This is a genomic window from Ferroplasma sp. (genome assembly GCF_037442045.1).
Lineage (GTDB): Archaea > Thermoplasmatota > Thermoplasmata > Thermoplasmatales > Thermoplasmataceae > Ferroplasma.
This window is the reverse complement of the sequence record NZ_JBBIRC010000031.1, coordinates 1-15237: the sequence shown is the minus strand read 5'-3', so window position 1 is coordinate 15237 and position 15237 is coordinate 1. Positions and strand designations below refer to the sequence as shown.

The 15237-nt window shown below is 34.5% G+C and carries 13 protein-coding genes, 2 pseudogenes and 1 riboswitch; of the genes and pseudogenes, 5 read left to right on the top strand and 10 right to left on the bottom strand.

Going from position 1 to position 15237, the window contains the following annotated elements:
• The 6 genes and pseudogenes from WKI77_RS05350 to WKI77_RS05325 all read right to left on the bottom strand — a co-directional run.
• A pseudogene (locus WKI77_RS05350) lies at positions 1–925 on the bottom strand (cytosine permease); the annotation flags it as partial.
• A gap of 129 nt (positions 926–1054) precedes the next feature.
• A complete protein-coding gene (gene coaA / locus WKI77_RS05345; protein ID WP_337860794.1) occupies positions 1055–2011 on the bottom strand; it encodes a type I pantothenate kinase in 957 nt (318 codons plus the stop codon).
• Positions 2012–2068: 57 nt separating this feature from the next.
• Complete coding sequence (locus WKI77_RS05340; protein ID WP_337860793.1) at positions 2069–2518, bottom strand: nucleoside 2-deoxyribosyltransferase; 450 nt, start codon at positions 2516–2518, stop codon at positions 2069–2071.
• A gap of 57 nt (positions 2519–2575) precedes the next feature.
• Positions 2576–3448: a nucleoside hydrolase gene (locus WKI77_RS05335; protein ID WP_337860792.1), complete on the bottom strand. Its 873-nt coding sequence runs from the start codon at positions 3446–3448 to the stop codon at positions 2576–2578.
• A 149-nt stretch (positions 3449–3597) separates the two neighbouring features.
• The gene (locus WKI77_RS05330; RefSeq protein ID WP_337860791.1) at positions 3598–4470 is read right to left on the bottom strand and encodes a dihydrodipicolinate synthase family protein; all 873 of its coding nucleotides are present in this window, start codon (positions 4468–4470) and stop codon (positions 3598–3600) included.
• 66 nt (positions 4471–4536) lie between these two features.
• Entirely contained in the window at positions 4537–5769 is a 1233-nt protein-coding gene (locus WKI77_RS05325; protein ID WP_337860790.1) for an MFS transporter, read from the bottom strand.
• Positions 5757–5856: riboswitch (TPP riboswitch) on the bottom strand. (Overlaps the previous gene by 13 nt.)
• 310 nt (positions 5857–6166) lie before the next feature.
• Here WKI77_RS05325 and acnA point away from each other — a divergent pair.
• Complete coding sequence (gene acnA / locus WKI77_RS05320) at positions 6167–8680, top strand: aconitate hydratase AcnA (RefSeq protein ID WP_337860789.1); 2514 nt, start codon at positions 6167–6169, stop codon at positions 8678–8680.
• Positions 8681–8684: 4 nt separating this feature from the next.
• Here acnA and WKI77_RS05315 read toward each other — a convergent pair whose 3' ends face one another.
• Both WKI77_RS05315 and WKI77_RS05310 read right to left on the bottom strand, forming a co-directional pair.
• Positions 8685–9152 carry a GNAT family N-acetyltransferase gene (locus WKI77_RS05315; RefSeq protein WP_337860788.1) on the bottom strand — a complete coding sequence of 156 codons (468 nt, stop codon included), beginning with the start codon at positions 9150–9152 and terminating at the stop codon, positions 8685–8687.
• Positions 9153–9162: 10 nt separating this feature from the next.
• The gene (locus WKI77_RS05310) at positions 9163–10470 is read right to left on the bottom strand and encodes an NADP-dependent malic enzyme (protein WP_337860787.1); all 1308 of its coding nucleotides are present in this window, start codon (positions 10468–10470) and stop codon (positions 9163–9165) included.
• A gap of 136 nt (positions 10471–10606) precedes the next feature.
• Here WKI77_RS05310 and WKI77_RS05305 point away from each other — a divergent pair, with 136 nt between their 5' ends.
• The 3 genes from WKI77_RS05305 to WKI77_RS05295 all read left to right on the top strand — a co-directional run bounded on the left by WKI77_RS05305 (position 10607) and on the right by WKI77_RS05295 (position 13904).
• A complete protein-coding gene (locus tag WKI77_RS05305; RefSeq protein WP_337860786.1) occupies positions 10607–11497 on the top strand; it encodes a 2-hydroxyacid dehydrogenase in 891 nt (296 codons plus the stop codon).
• 70 nt (positions 11498–11567) lie between these two features.
• On the top strand, positions 11568–12899 hold the full coding sequence (locus tag WKI77_RS05300) for a DEAD/DEAH box helicase (protein ID WP_337860785.1): 1332 nt from the start codon (positions 11568–11570) through the stop codon (positions 12897–12899).
• Between the two features lie 168 nt (positions 12900–13067).
• Positions 13068–13904 (top strand): DNA adenine methylase, encoded by an 837-nt coding sequence (locus tag WKI77_RS05295; RefSeq protein ID WP_337860784.1) that lies wholly within the window; start codon positions 13068–13070, stop codon positions 13902–13904.
• Here the strand turns inward: WKI77_RS05295 and WKI77_RS05290 are convergent.
• Both WKI77_RS05290 and WKI77_RS05285 read right to left on the bottom strand, forming a co-directional pair.
• Entirely contained in the window at positions 13901–14818 is a 918-nt protein-coding gene (locus WKI77_RS05290; protein ID WP_337860783.1) for a DNA methyltransferase, read from the bottom strand. The two genes, WKI77_RS05295 and WKI77_RS05290, sit on opposite strands and share 4 nt — an antisense overlap.
• Complete coding sequence (locus WKI77_RS05285) at positions 14819–14962, bottom strand: hypothetical protein (RefSeq protein ID WP_337860782.1); 144 nt, start codon at positions 14960–14962, stop codon at positions 14819–14821. It abuts the gene before it with no gap.
• A gap of 84 nt (positions 14963–15046) precedes the next feature.
• Here WKI77_RS05285 and WKI77_RS05280 point away from each other — a divergent pair.
• Positions 15047–15237, top strand: a pseudogene (locus tag WKI77_RS05280) (hypothetical protein); the annotation flags it as partial.

Genomic DNA, 15237 nt, shown 5'->3' with positions numbered 1-15237 from the left:
CATTTGTATGTATTATTGCAAGTGAAACACCCAATGCAGCTATGAATACAACTATGCCAAACAGTCCATGAAGCCCCGGAAATGATAATGTTGCTATGTTCCATCCACTACCGGGTGCAACACTGTTTCCAATCAGGCCAATTAGGCCCATAAGAAGGACAGGTATCATTATTCCTACTGGACTTGATATGAAATATTTGAAATGTGTGGCGGCGCTATCAGTGCCAGAATATGGCGAAGCAAATCTTGTCTGGGTTGAAATTTTATATGACCAAGCCAGAATTGAAAAACCTAGCAGAAAATTTAATGCCCCTCCCCATGTGAATGCACCTATTGGATGCATTAGCATTGCAAAATTTATTTTGTAAGAAGTGAGCAAAAAATATGCGAGTATTATATAACTGGCAATAAGTACAGGTGCACTGTACCTGAAAAAGTATTCAAGCCACTTTGCACCAAATAAAACAAGTATTACCTGTATTGCCCCCATTACAATATACCAAATAATAATATTTGTATGGGTAAGGCCGCTTATAATAAGTGCTCCAACAGTATCATTAAGCCCAAAGAAACCAAGATTTAGAAAAGTGAAAACAAGGGAATATGCCCCAGAAGTCATGAAACCATAAGTTTTTCTGGAAACAACCAGTGAAGGGACAGGAATCTGCCTGCCCATTTCTGCAACAAGCCCTGCAGGTATAATCCCTATCAGCAATGCAATAATAATTGCTATTGTTGCAAATGGAATACCCATATCATACAATTCGAATCCAACTAATGGAGTTAGGGCAGAAGCACTTGCCATGGCCCAGAATATTAAAATCTTTTTTGATGACATATTCCTGGCTTTATTCGGTATTGGATTTACACCAACAATCTCAAGCCTGTGCTCAACCACATCATTGTCAAAACTTTTTACTACCATGAAAGATAAAAAGATGTATGTATTTAAATTTAATCTTCCAGAAATGAAAATTATTAAAATTTGATTCATAACCTACCTGAATATTAACTGAAAAAACTGTAGCAGAGAAATAGAAATTCAAAATAAATATTAGAGTTTCTTCAACATTATATTCTCAATATTATGGTTTTTACCTTTTTCAATTATTAGTTCTGCACGGTATCGTGTTTTAATAATATTTTCCAAATAATTTTTTCCATTTATATTGTCCCATATGCTGGAAGCCAGTTTAATTGCCTCTTCTTTGCCTAATTGGGAATACTTTTGAAAATATGAATTCCTGTCCCTGAAAGCTGTATCCATCAGGATAAAAAATCTCTGTATAAACCATTCTTTTATGTATTCCACATTAGCATCTATGAAAATTGAAAAATCAAGAAAATCAGAAACATAAATCTCATTCTGCCTGCCAAGTTTATTTACCTGCAGTATGTTTAGCCCTTCAAGAATCAATATATCCGGGTTAGTTATTTCCTGCTTTTCCGGGAGTACATCATATTTCAAATGAGAATATACAGGTATTTCTATATGATTTTTTCCTGCTTTTATGTCAACAAGAAAATTGAGCAATGCCTGTATATCAAAGCTCTCAGGGAATCCCTTCCTCTCAAGACGATTTTCTTTTTGAAGTGTTGCATTGCTCTTAAGGAAATTATCAGTTGAAACAATATATATATTATATTCTGGATTAATTCTGTCCAGCAGTGTTTTTAAAAGCCTTGAAGTTGTGCTTTTTCCCACAGCAACACTACCGGTAACTCCTATAATAAAAGGAACTTTTTCAGGGTTAATTCCTATGAAATCATTCCTTTCCCTGTAAAGTTTTTTATTGTTATTAATTGAAAGCTGCAGAAGCCTTGTTATTGGCAGGTAAAAATCACTTATTTCTGACGGTGTAATTTTATCATTTAATGCAACTATGCCCTTTATATCATTATCGGACATTTTGATATCAAGGTTTCCCCTTCTTTTAGCCCATTCATTGCGGTTAAATTTCAAGTAAAGGCTCGAGCTCATTTCCCTGCCATAAATGTCAGATGCATTCATGCCTGTAAATGTTTACAATGTATTTAAATTATCAACTCATGCCAATAATAATTAACATCATTTTCTGGTTTTCTTAATTTCAATTAATGTTTTTTCAAGTTCTTCCCAGTTATAAGCTATTTTATAAGACATGCAATAGTCAAGCATAAGATTGTTCTGGCCCGTAGCAAAACGCCTTGTATCGGTTTGAAATCCTATGCAAATTTTTCCCAGGGCATAGGCCATTCCGAGCTCTACGCATGCGCCTTCATCTGGAACACGCCCGTCCATTACCATAATAAGAGCAGAAGAAGCCCTTAAAGATTCCACGTCCCTATCAAACACTTTTTTGCTGGTTTCTGGCCACAGCTCAGGATCTTTTAAAAGCATTTCATCTTCACCGCCGTCACGTTGAGGCAAATAAGTTGAAAACCCCAATTTTTCTATGAATGAACTGACCTTCTCATTAAAATTAATCTCCATCTCATTAAAAAGTGGTGCAGAAATATAAAAATCGTATTTGGGCATAATTGTATATGGTTTTATTGATAAAAATATTTTGGAATAGGAGTATATCCATAAAAGCTAATTGAAGTATATAACTTCCTTCAATCTCTTATTATATTTTTCTATATCAATGCCTGTGGCTATTTTCTTTCTTGAATTACTGTCTTCCTTAAAAACGGTAACACCACTTGAATATACTTCTATTTCCCCATGCATGTATTTATAAGCTTCAGGTTCAATAAAGGAAAATGCTGCCAATGGATCATGCATTTCAAAGCTTTTGTGTTCTTTTAACATAAATTCTGTGGTTTTATAAATAAACTCATTTAAAGGATCAGACTTATTGCTTTTCGGAAGTTCAGAAATAGAAAGTTCATGATTCATTGTGAGGTCCAGCGGTATTATAGTTTCATTTATGTCGGATTCAAAAACTATTTTGGCAGCTTCCGGATCATAAAAGACATTGAATTCAGCATCTCCCATATTTCCTTTGCCATAGGGTGTAATGCCAAATGCACCGCCCATTATTATTATATTATTTATATTTTTTTTAATCCTTTCATCTAGCCTGAGCAGAATGGCAAGTGATGTCATTGGCGATGTGCATATTATTGTATATCGCTCTTTTTTCAATGCTTCTTCCATTTTTATTATTCCATTTTCTGAATTTTTAATTGAAACATCTTTAAATTTATAGCATCCAATGCCATTTTTCCCATGGAAATCATCACGCAAATGTGGCCTTAATACTGGTGCAAATGAACCATAATAAACCGGGCAATCAAATTCAAGCAGTTTTGCAACACCAACTGTATTCCTGTATGTATTTTCCAGTGTGGAATTCCCTGATGCAGCAACAATGAACTCTGGCGTTATTCCATATCTCTTTAAAAGTATCATTGCAAAGGCATCATCTATACCTGTATCAACATTAAGAATGACCTTATCCATTTCCTTTAATACTTTATTGGTAAAAATAATTTATCATTCAAAAATATTAATACAAGTATTAAATTCAAGTTGCCAAATTATCAATCCACCATCACTATGCTTTGTTATATATGAAAGGAAAAATATCTTTATTAATATAAAAATTGAAATTATAATTTATAATTATATTTTTTAAAAACAGCATTCATTTCTTTTTCCAGTGCGCTTCTATCTTCCATGCTCAATTTGAAGAAAGGCTCCCTCGGGTTTCCTGCTTTCACACCTGTCATAATTTCAACCATATCATAAATGGATGATATTGTCCCATATTTCCCAGAAAGAGCTGCCAGTTCATTAAGAAGGAACTGGTATCGATCACCATCTTTATTGCTGTAATTTTCTTCTATTAATTTAACAATTTTATAGCCGTAATTTGAAGCTCCTGATACATAGCCATCAAGCCCCAGCCTGAAAGCCGAAAGTATGAATTGATCAGGGCCAGTATATACCTTGATATCTGGAACATACATCTTTGTATTGAGAATATCATTCATATTGAACGTTGTTTCCTTTATGCCGATAATATCTCCTCCAGCTTTTTTTATATCATTGATTATATCGTAGGTAATATTGTATCCAGTTGTTTCCGGATAATTATATATGATGACTGGTTCTTCTTTTGATAGTTTTGTATAGTATTTTACTAACCATTCTCTCTTCATGCCTGTAAAATAATAGGGTGGAAGTGCTGCAACTCCATATATTTTATATTTTTTTGCCTGCTTTGCCATCTCTATTGATTCTTCCAGGTTAAGAGAACCGCACTGCAGTATTACATTATCAGGCATATGTGCAAATGCGTCCAAAAGTTCCAGCCTTTCCGGCATTGAAAGTGATGGGCCAAGCCCAGTGGTTCCGGCAATAAAGAGGTACTTCATGCCTCCTTTAAAAACATCCTCTCCATGTTTTACGGCAATTGACTTATCTACTCTATTATTTGTAAAAGGCGTTATTAGCGGCACAATAGAATCAAGTTTTTCCATATTAAAATAAGTGATTACGATTATATAAGCTTTGCATAGTTGCCATAAAGCACACCATAAAAAATATTAATAAATATTTTCATTTTTTGTTTCCTTTCCTTTGAACAGATAGATCAATGATCCAGCAAATCCAATAAAGTAAATTATTAACAGATAATATGCATATTGTTCTATGCTTGCTGCGGCAAGAAGAAATACTGTGAAAAGATAAACTATGTATCCTATTGCCCGAACAGAGCCAATACCTCTCCCGCGAAATAATGTGTGAAAATTTTCCGGTTCAAGCATTTCTCTGGCGCCCCATCCAAATTCTCCAAATATTCCTGAGATCACAAGCAAAGCAATTAAAAGGTATATGTTTAGGAGTACAAGTTTTAACAGTATGACGACAAAGAGCCATAGAATAAAAAGCCCGGAAAATCCAATAATTGCAATTAATTTTCTGGGTGCCCTTCCCATATAAATCCCTCCAAATATACCGGTAAGTGTTTCAGCAAGAACGGAAAAGAAGATTATATAACCTGAATATTCAGGAAATTCGAATGGTCCAAGAACCAGATAGGAAAAGGCAAAGCCAACTATTATTGCCACTCCAAGAAAAGATAGGGAGATAAACTTATAAATCTCATTTTTATTTATTTTGAGCTTGTTGTTTTTATCTGGATTTTTCTTTAAATATTCCCATTTCACACTTTCCTTTAGCTTTAATCGTGTTGTGATAGCTATTGCAAAGCCAACCATTGAAATAATTACCAGTAACTGTTTATCCAGAAAAACAGATGAGGCAGTCATAATAAAAATGGCCGCCATTACTGTCACTCCAAGATTGGCCATATTTGAAGATTCTATTAAAGCAGTTCCCCTGTATTTTTTCGGGATATATTCTGACAGGAAAGCAAGAGAAACAGTTTCATCACCACCAAGGCCAAATTCTGCCATAAAAATGAAGAATAATATCAGGTAATAATTATATGATAACGATATGCCAAGCAAGCCAGTAAATGTAAATATTACAGTGGCTAAAAACACTCTTTTTCTTCCGAACTTATCTGAAAATGAGCCCAGAAATAAATTTCCAGCAAGAAGCCCTGCAGGTGACGCGGCTATAATATATATGTCCATGTACGATGGGATAAAATCCCATGTCGTTATCAGCGGAGCTATTGACAGTGTTATTCCCCACATGAAAAAAGATGAGGATAACGTAACAAAAATCAGGGAGTCAAAGCTATTCCATTTAGAATCATCTATGCCTTTTACAATTTCATTATAATTTTTTGCCGCTAATAAATTATCCATTTAATCCCTCCGCCAGTATTGTCTGGATCAGGTTCTATGGGTCGATCCTTATCCTCTCAGCCTCATATGGCTCCCCATTATACTTTAATTATCAAAATCTACTTAAATATTATGCTTACTGCAAATAAAAACAAATATGATTGTAATAAGATTTAATTATAGCAATTGATTAAGCAGTGTAAAAATTTATGCTAATACAATGTAATAAGAGCAATAATGCAAAAAATTAATGAAAATCCTGGTACAATAATTTATGTGATGCATTATAATAGATAATGCAAAAATATTCAGATTACGACAATCCAACCAATACATCATTGTCTGATAACTTTCCTAAAAAGTGTTATCCAATATTTCTAGATAAAAATGTTAAAATATCATCTTGGCTTTACAATACATGGAAATACAGACTAAAAAAATTGCAATAAATGGTACAAATTTTAAGTATTACCCTCTTGCACAACTAGCAGAAAAATATGATATAGAAAACATTCCCTATTCTTTAAAAATCTTGCTTGAAAATGTACTTCGAAACTATGATGGCGTGGATATAGATGAAAGATCTATAGAAAATATAGCAACAATGAAAACAAATTCAGAAATGGCGTTTAAGCCTTCGAGGGTTGTTTTCCAGGATTATACAGGTGTTCCTATTCTTGTAGACCTTGCGGCAATGAGGGAATATTATAAAGAAAATAAATTAAATCCTGACGATGTCAACCCTGCTACAGGTTCAGACCTTGTTATAGACCATTCCATAATAGTAGATTCTTTCCGTGGGGAAGAGCCAATCATATTGAATATGAAAGATGAATTTGAAAGGAATGTTGAAAGGTATGAATTTCTTAAATGGTCCCAGAAATCATTTAAAAATGTTAAAATTGTGCCACCTGGCCACGGCATTGTCCATCAGATTAATTTAGAATACCTATCTTCAGTTGCCCTGACGGCTCATGGCGAAATATTTCCAGAAAGCCTTATTGGTGCTGATTCACATACAACAATGATCGGTGGCATCGGTGTTCTTGGCTGGGGTGTAGGTGGCCTTGAAGCAGAAGCATCAATGCTGAATGAGCCATATTTCATGAATGTGCCTGAAGTTATTGGAGTTAATTTAAAAGGGCATATGCAAACAGGAGTAACACCTACAGATGTCGTTCTTTATATTACAAAAACACTGAGATCAAAAAATGTTGTTGGAAAATTTGTTGAATTTTATGGAAATATATCAGAACTTACTGCTCAGGACAGAGCAACCATATCAAATATGGCTCCAGAATATGGTGCTACTATAGGTTATTTCCCCGTTGACAGTGAAACACTGAAGTATCTAAAAGGTACTGGGCGTGACACTGAAAAGGTTGAAAAATACTTTAAGGAACAGGGCTTGTATTATGATGGGCCAAAAAAATACAGTGAAACCGTTGATATTGATCTTTCAGCAATAAAAAGTGCTGTAGCGGGACCAAAGAACCCGGATGAACTTGTAAATATTGAAGATCTAAAAGGAAAAATAGATGATATAATAAAAGATGGGAATGACGGAAAACTTGTTAAAAACGGTGCCGTTGTAATGGCAGCAATTACAAGCTGCACAAATACATCAGATCCCTTTGTATTGCTGGGTGCAGGATTGCTGGCAAAAAAGGCTGTAGAACATCATCTTGTTCCAGCACAGACTATAAAAACAAGCCTGGCACCTGGATCCAAAGTAGTCACTGAATATCTTGAGAAAGCAGGGTTAATGAAATATTTAAATCAGATAGGATTTGAACTTGTTGGATATGGCTGCACCACATGCATAGGAAATGCCGGGCCACTTATACCTGAAGTGCAGGATGACATGACTCAAAACAATGTAAAAGCATTTGCAGTGTTGAGCGGGAACAGGAATTTTGAAGGAAGGATAAATCCATATATAGCAGGTGCATTTCTGGCATCGCCCATCCTTGTAGTTGCATTTGCCATAGCAGGAAAAATGAATATTGATCTTATAAATGAACCGCTTGGAAATGATAATGGAAAGCCAGTTTACCTTAAGGATATATGGCCAAGCAATGAGGAAATCAAGAAATACTTCCATCTTGCCATGGATCCCGAAGTGTACAAAAAAGAATATTCCGATGTCTTTAGTGGTGATAAAAACTGGGAAGCCATGGAATCTACTGGTAGCACTTTATTTGATTTTAAAGAAGATTCTTCATATATAAAAATGCCTCCATGGATGTATATGGAACCTGTTAAAGATATTAAAAACGGCAGGATTTTTGCAATATTTGGAGATAAAATAACCACCGATCATATATCTCCAGCAGGACCCATTGCAAAGGATTCTGTTGCAGGAAAATATTTATCTTCACTTGGAGTTACTGAAATGAATACATTTGGCGCACGCCGGGGCAATCACGAAGTAATGATCCGTGGTGGTTTTTCAAATCCAAAAATAAGAAATTTAATGGTTTCCCACACAGGTGGAAGCACCATTTATTATCCTGACGGAAATGAAATAAGCTTTTATGATGCGGCAATGAAATACAAAGAAAATAATGTTCCTCTTGTAATATTTGCCGGGCAGCAATACGGATCTGGAAGCTCAAGGGATTGGGCAGCAAAGGTAACCGCGATTCTTGGGGTAAAGGCAGTTATAGCTGAAAGTTTCGAGAGAATTCACAGAAGCAATCTTGTAGATATGGGAATTGTGCCTGTACAGGTGGAGAAACTTCCAGAACTGAAGGGCAATGAAGTTGTAAATATAGAGGGCATAAATAATATTTCTCTGGGAAAGGAACTTAAAATTACCGTAGGTGAAAAAACATTAAATGGAAAAGCACTGATAAATACCAACGCAGAACTTAACTATATTAAAACTGGAAATATATTAAAATACATTGCTTTATCCGCAAAAAAATAAAATTTTAATTTATTTTCGAATAAATCTTTATAAGTTCTTTAAAATCTATGCTTTTATAGAAATTTGAAGCAAGAAGGTTAAGTGATGGAAATTCTGCTGTAACCATTTTTATATTTCTCTTGGACGATAGCTCCCTGAGCTTTTCTATAAGCTTGACACCGGTACCCTTTGAACGGAATTCCGGCATTACATAAAACTCCCTGATTCTTGCCTCATACTTAGGGTCATAATAAATACGAAATATGATTTCAGACATGAGCATGCCTATAACCCTGTTATTTTCTTCGGCCACCAGGCATATATGATTCTCAGTATCATCAATCATTTTAGTTACCTTTTCTGCTACCTCCTTATCGTTTCCAATTGAAACTTTAAGGAGTGGGTCAAATTCTTCATTTAAATGCTTTAGCCTTAACATCTGCTGCATTACTGTTTCCAGATCCTTTTTTTCCATTAATCTTATATTTGCCATATTTTATCACCTACATATCAAATAATTTATTGTATACTTTCCTGTTGTTTATTATAATTTCTGACGCCGTTCTGTAAAATCCTTCTGTGGAATCCGCCTTTCTTGCAAGCCCTGATTCCACACATCTCCTTGCAACTATTGACGCAACCCTTGGGAAAAGGTCAAAATCCTCCATGGATGGAACAATATGGTCTTCTGATGGGTTTTCAACAAAATCGGCAATTGCGTATGATGCAGCTACCATTATATCGAAATTAACACCCTTTGACCTGGCATCCAGAACACCACGAAAAACTCCGGGAAATACCATGCTGTTATTTATCTGATTTGGAAAATCACTTCTCCCGGTCGAAACTATTTTAGCACCTGCTTTTTTTGCTTCATCTGGCCAGATCTCCGGAAGTGGATTTGCCAGTGCAAATATAATCGGATCTTTGTTCATTGATGCAACCCATTCATTTTTTATTGTTCCCGGTTTGGAAACAGAAGCCGAAACTACTAGATCCGCTCCTTTAAACGCATTGGCAGGATCGCCTTTTATTCTCTCTTTATTGGTTTCCAGTGCTATTTTATATTTCCATGGATTTTTAAACATCAGTGCATCTATATCCTCACGTTCCGGTTCAATTATGCCTTTTGAGTCTATTGCTATTATGTTTCCTTTATCAAAGCCTGCAGCCTCAAACAGGTATATTGCAGCAATATTTGCAGCGCCTGCACCGTTGAAAACTATTTTTATATCCTCTTTCTTTTTGTTTAAAACTCTCAGCGCATTTATGGCACCTGCCAGTATTATGGAAGCAGTTCCGAGTTGATCATCATGCCATACCGGTATATCCATGGATTTTTGAAGGCTTTCAAGCAGGAAAAAGCATCTTGGTGACTGTATATCTTCCAGATTATAGCCACCAAAATATGGCTGTATTGCCTTTGCAGCAGCTATAAATTCGTCATTGTTATTTACAACCAGTGGTATTGGAACTGCGTTCACTCCCCCAAGATAATTGAAAAGCAGTGCCTTTCCTTCCATTACGGGAATTGCAGCTTCCGGGCCTACATTTCCTATGCCAAGTACCCTTGTGCCATCTGTAAGTATTGCAACAGAATTCCATTTTCCAGTAAGTTCATAAACAAGATCCTTTTCTGCCTGAATTTTCTTTGAAACAGCAGCGATTCCAGGCGTGTACAGAGATGAAAAATCTTCCATGCTATGTATTGGAACATTTGAAAGCGTCCTGATTTTGCCCTTATAATTTCTCGAGATTTCAATTGCAATTTTATCGAAGTATTCTGTTCTCTCAGAATCTTTCATTATCATAGAAAATATATAGAAATTTATTATTAAAACTTTGCTTAAATAATAAAACGTAATTATCGGCAATTGCCTTAAATTGGATCATATGATTTTCAGTGTTATGCAATAAACTATTAATAATATTTTGAATTAAAGCCTCATGTTAATAAGTCTTCAGGTTAATTTTAAAGCCTTATCAATTCCCGATAGCTTTATAAAAAAAATGGAAGAAAAAACACAGTGCAAAATTATTAATGGATTTTCTGATGATGCAGACATTGTAGTATTTGCTGGCAAACCGCTCCCTGGGAAAAAAACTGTATTTATGCAGAGCATATCCGCTGGCGTTAATCATCTAGATTTTAATAATATAGACAGCAAAATTGAGATAAGCAGCAATGCGGATGCCTGGTCCATTCCAGTTGCAGAGCATGCTTTTGCATTGATTTTAGCGAATTACAAAAATATATGTTCTTCCAATTCAAATATAAGGGCCGGGACTTATGATAGAATTCCAGGCAAATCACTGTACGGGCGCACAATGGGCATTCTGGGTTACGGCGGAATTGGCAGAGAAATTGCAATACGTGCCAGGCCTTTTGGAATACATACAATCGGTTTTGGCAGAACTGAAAAAGAACATCCCGAGCTTGATACTTTTACAAAAAATATTGAAGACGTTGCTAAAAATTCCCATATTGCAGTAATAACATTACCACTGAATGTTTACACAAAAGGCATAATAAATAATAAATTTCTTTCCGCGTTTAATGGCGATGCAATAGTGAATGTCGGCAGGGCAGAAATAGTGAATAAGGACGATATGCTTCATTATTTAATAGAAAATCCAGAAAAATATTTTCTTACAGATGTCTGGTGGGGAGAGCCTGACGTTAAAGGCCCAATACCTGATAATGTTATAATAACACCACATGTGGCCGGAATTACCCAGAATTTTATCTATGTCCCGGTTGAAAAGGCATTTGATAATGTCGTTTCTTATTTAAATGGCAGGCCAAAAAACATTGTTAACAGAAATGATTATGTCTAAATTATATTATTTGAAAATTTAAATAATTAAGTATATATTACAATATAATATATAGGAACAAGTGTTAAAATTGTCTAGTTTTGAAAATATGAATATATCAGAGAATTTAAAGAAATCATTAAGCTTAATGAAGTTTACAGAAGCAACAGAAGTACAGTCAAAAGCCATTCCAGTGGTACTGACTGGAAAAGATGTTATTATAAGGTCAAAGACCGGCTCGGGTAAAACAGCAGCCTATCTGGTGCCATTATTAAACTTTGTTGAAAATATTAAAGGCAGGAATATAAAGGCCATAATAATATTGCCAACCAGAGAACTGGCACTTCAGACTTATAGTGTGGTGTCAAGGCTTGGAAAAATTTCCGGAATAAAAGCAACGATAGTATATGGGGGCGCATCCATAACAAAGCAGGTTGAACAGCTTCCAGGGTCAGATATTGTTATTGGAACGCCTGGAAGAATACTTGATTTGCATAATCAGAAATATCTGAAGCTTGACCATGTACAATATCTTGTTCTTGATGAAGCAGATCTCATGCTTGATATGGGATTTATAGATGATATAAAGAAAATAATTTCATTCACGCCAGAAGGCAGGCAAACAATATTGTTATCTGCAACATTGCCATCTGAAATCAAAACTATATCGAAAAATTTTATGAAGAATCCGGAATTTATTGGTGCCGGTGAAGAAGAAGCAATACCTGAATCTATTAAGCATTTATATACAATATCAGAAAAATTTGATAAATTTTCTACATTAATGTCATACATACATAATTATAATTCAAAAAAAGCAATAATTTTTGTAAAAACGCAGAGATCAGGGGATTTATTAAATCTAATTCTTTCCAGGTCAGGATTTAATAATGTATTAATCCATGGAGGCATGAAGCAGCACGCAAGGGAAAGATCTATAACTGATTTCAGGCATGTGGATTCTGGAATAATGGTTGCAACAAATGTTGCTGCTCGCGGGCTTGACATTCCAAATATTACAGATATTATTAACTTCGATGCTCCGGACAGCACTGAAACTTATGCCCATAGAGTTGGAAGGTCAGGAAGAATGGGGAAAGACGGAAGGGCCATGACCATATTCACACCAGATCAGAGAAACCTTATACAATCCATACAGAAAAGAAATAAAATAAAAATGGAAAAAATAGATGTGGATTTGAATACTGAATATACTGATATAAATTATGGAAGCCTGATTGCACAGTTCAGGGATAATGCCGAAAATACAGAAGAGCCAGATTACCACAGATCAAGGAGGCCATCTTCTGGCAGAGACAGAAGAGGTGGAACACCCAGAAAGGAATATGGTTCAAGTCCCAGAAGGAATAATGATAATTACCATAAGAGAAGCAATGATAATCACCGTAAAAGAGATTATTGAATTATTTATCCATTTAATTCATTAACTATTGATATTATTTATGTGAAAATAAATATTTTGAATTTTAATCAATTTGATAGATGCCCGGGAAAAGAGTTGGTTTTCTTACCCAAGCGGAGAGCTGAAAATATACAATAATCATTATATATTGTTGCTGTATAAAGCAATGTGGAATCTTTAATGCATCAGAATCTTAAGCCTGTTTTAAAATGGGCCGGAGGAAAAAGGCAATTACTTCCCGATCTGCTTAACAATATACCCCCATATTTTGGTAAATATTATGAACCATTCATTGGAGGTGGTGCTTTTCTAATATCATTATATTCTACAGGCAAGATCAAAAATGCAGTTATCTCAGATATAAATCCAGATCTGTCAAATTTATACAGCGTTGTTAAAAATCAACCAGTTGAACTGATAGAAGGTTTGAATAGTATTAAATTTAAAAATAATTCAGAAGACTATTATGCTGCCCGGGATTTATTTAACTCGATCCATGATCCAGTCAAAAAATCTGTTTTATTGATTTATTTAAATCGGCATGGATTCAACGGGCTTTACAGAGTTAATTCCCAAAATAAATTTAATGTCCCTTTTGGGAAATATACAAATCCACACCTGCCTTCTCCTGAGAATATTATGGCTTTATCAAATATGCTGAAGTCATGTGATGTTCTAAATGATGATTTTGAAATTGCCGTGAAGTTTGCAGTAAAAGGAGATTTTGTTTATTTTGATCCTCCTTATATGCCATTGACCAGAACATCGTCTTTTACCGGCTATACATTATCTGGTTTTACTATTGATGACCAGAAACGCCTTTTTAAGGTTTTTAAAGAACTTGATCAGAGGGGTGTTTATGTAATGGAATCTAATTCTAGCACTGACCTTCTAAAGGAGATGTACAGTAAATTTAATTTAAAAGAGGTTAATGCAAAAAGAAACATAAATTCCGTAGGGAGCAAGAGGAACAATATAAAAGAATTAATTATTACAAATTATTAATAATTTTTATTGCTGCTATATTTATATTTTGAATTTGTATGGTCTTCGGGTTTTCTGAATACAAATAAATGCTCATAGGTAAGAAGCAAGAAATTATTCTGTACAGATAATTTTTGCCAGTACTGCCATGTTTTTGTATTATGCTGGATTTTAATTATATCTTCTTTTAAAATAAATCCCTGTTCCAAAAACAGGTCCATTATTCTAAATGATAATGGAATATGGTGTTTATATTTCCTTGAATCACCCATTAATACAGCGCAATATTTGCCCGTCTTTAGGACACGGAATATTTCATGTGCAACTTTTCCCATTTCGAGGTAAAAATCATCTATAGATTGTAATGAAGACAGATCGTCATCAATTACGTTGTTTTTAGAATATGAAATAATATTTGAATACGGAGGATGCGTTATTACTAAATCTATACTGTTGTCTTCTATCTTATCCAGATTTCTTGCATCGCCATTGTATATTTGTTGTGCTGGCACAACTCTATCAGGCAAATCAAAATTTAGCCTGTCCATGGCAATCATACATGAACCAGAATTTACATCAATACCAATTCCACGCCGCCCCAGTAATTTGGTTTCTATTAGTGTGGTGCCCGATCCTAAAAATGGGTCAAGAACTGTATCGTTTTCACTGGAATACCGCATGATTATGTTCCTTGGGATTTGTGGAGCATAATTTCCACGGTATTTTGCATTAATATAATGAGTGCACCAATCACCTCTTTTAGGAAAACTCCAGACGTTTTCAATTTCTAAAGAAAAGTTCTCCGGTTCATATTGCTTAATATCTATTTTCTTGCCTATACTGATGTGCTGGTCTTCTATTATAACTTCTTTATTATTCTCTATAAATTTTCTGTATTTTTCTAAAGAAATTTCATCCATATTTCTGTACGGCATTTACATTCCTCTTCTCTGTAACCATTCTCTAATTAATGTGTTAATTTTTGTTGATACTTTAATATCATTTTTGTTGCACTCCTCTTTGAATATTTTATACGTATTTTTGTCCAGAGTTATCGTAACCTTCTGCTTTTCCTGCATGAAATGGTAATAAGAATAAGTATAAATATGTATTTATATTGCCTTTAAATAAAAATATTTATATTAAAAACAATGAACAGCCATATGGACAAGGAAAAAATACTGTCATTAGTAAAAGAACTAAAATACGATACAGAAAATGTAATTTATTCAACTGGTGATACTAAAATTTTTATTTTTAGGCCTTCAAAACTGGCTACAAAATATAAAGATTATAATCCATCAAAAAATTTTCAAATATGGCTGAAATCAGAGACCGAAAGATTCAGGCCAAA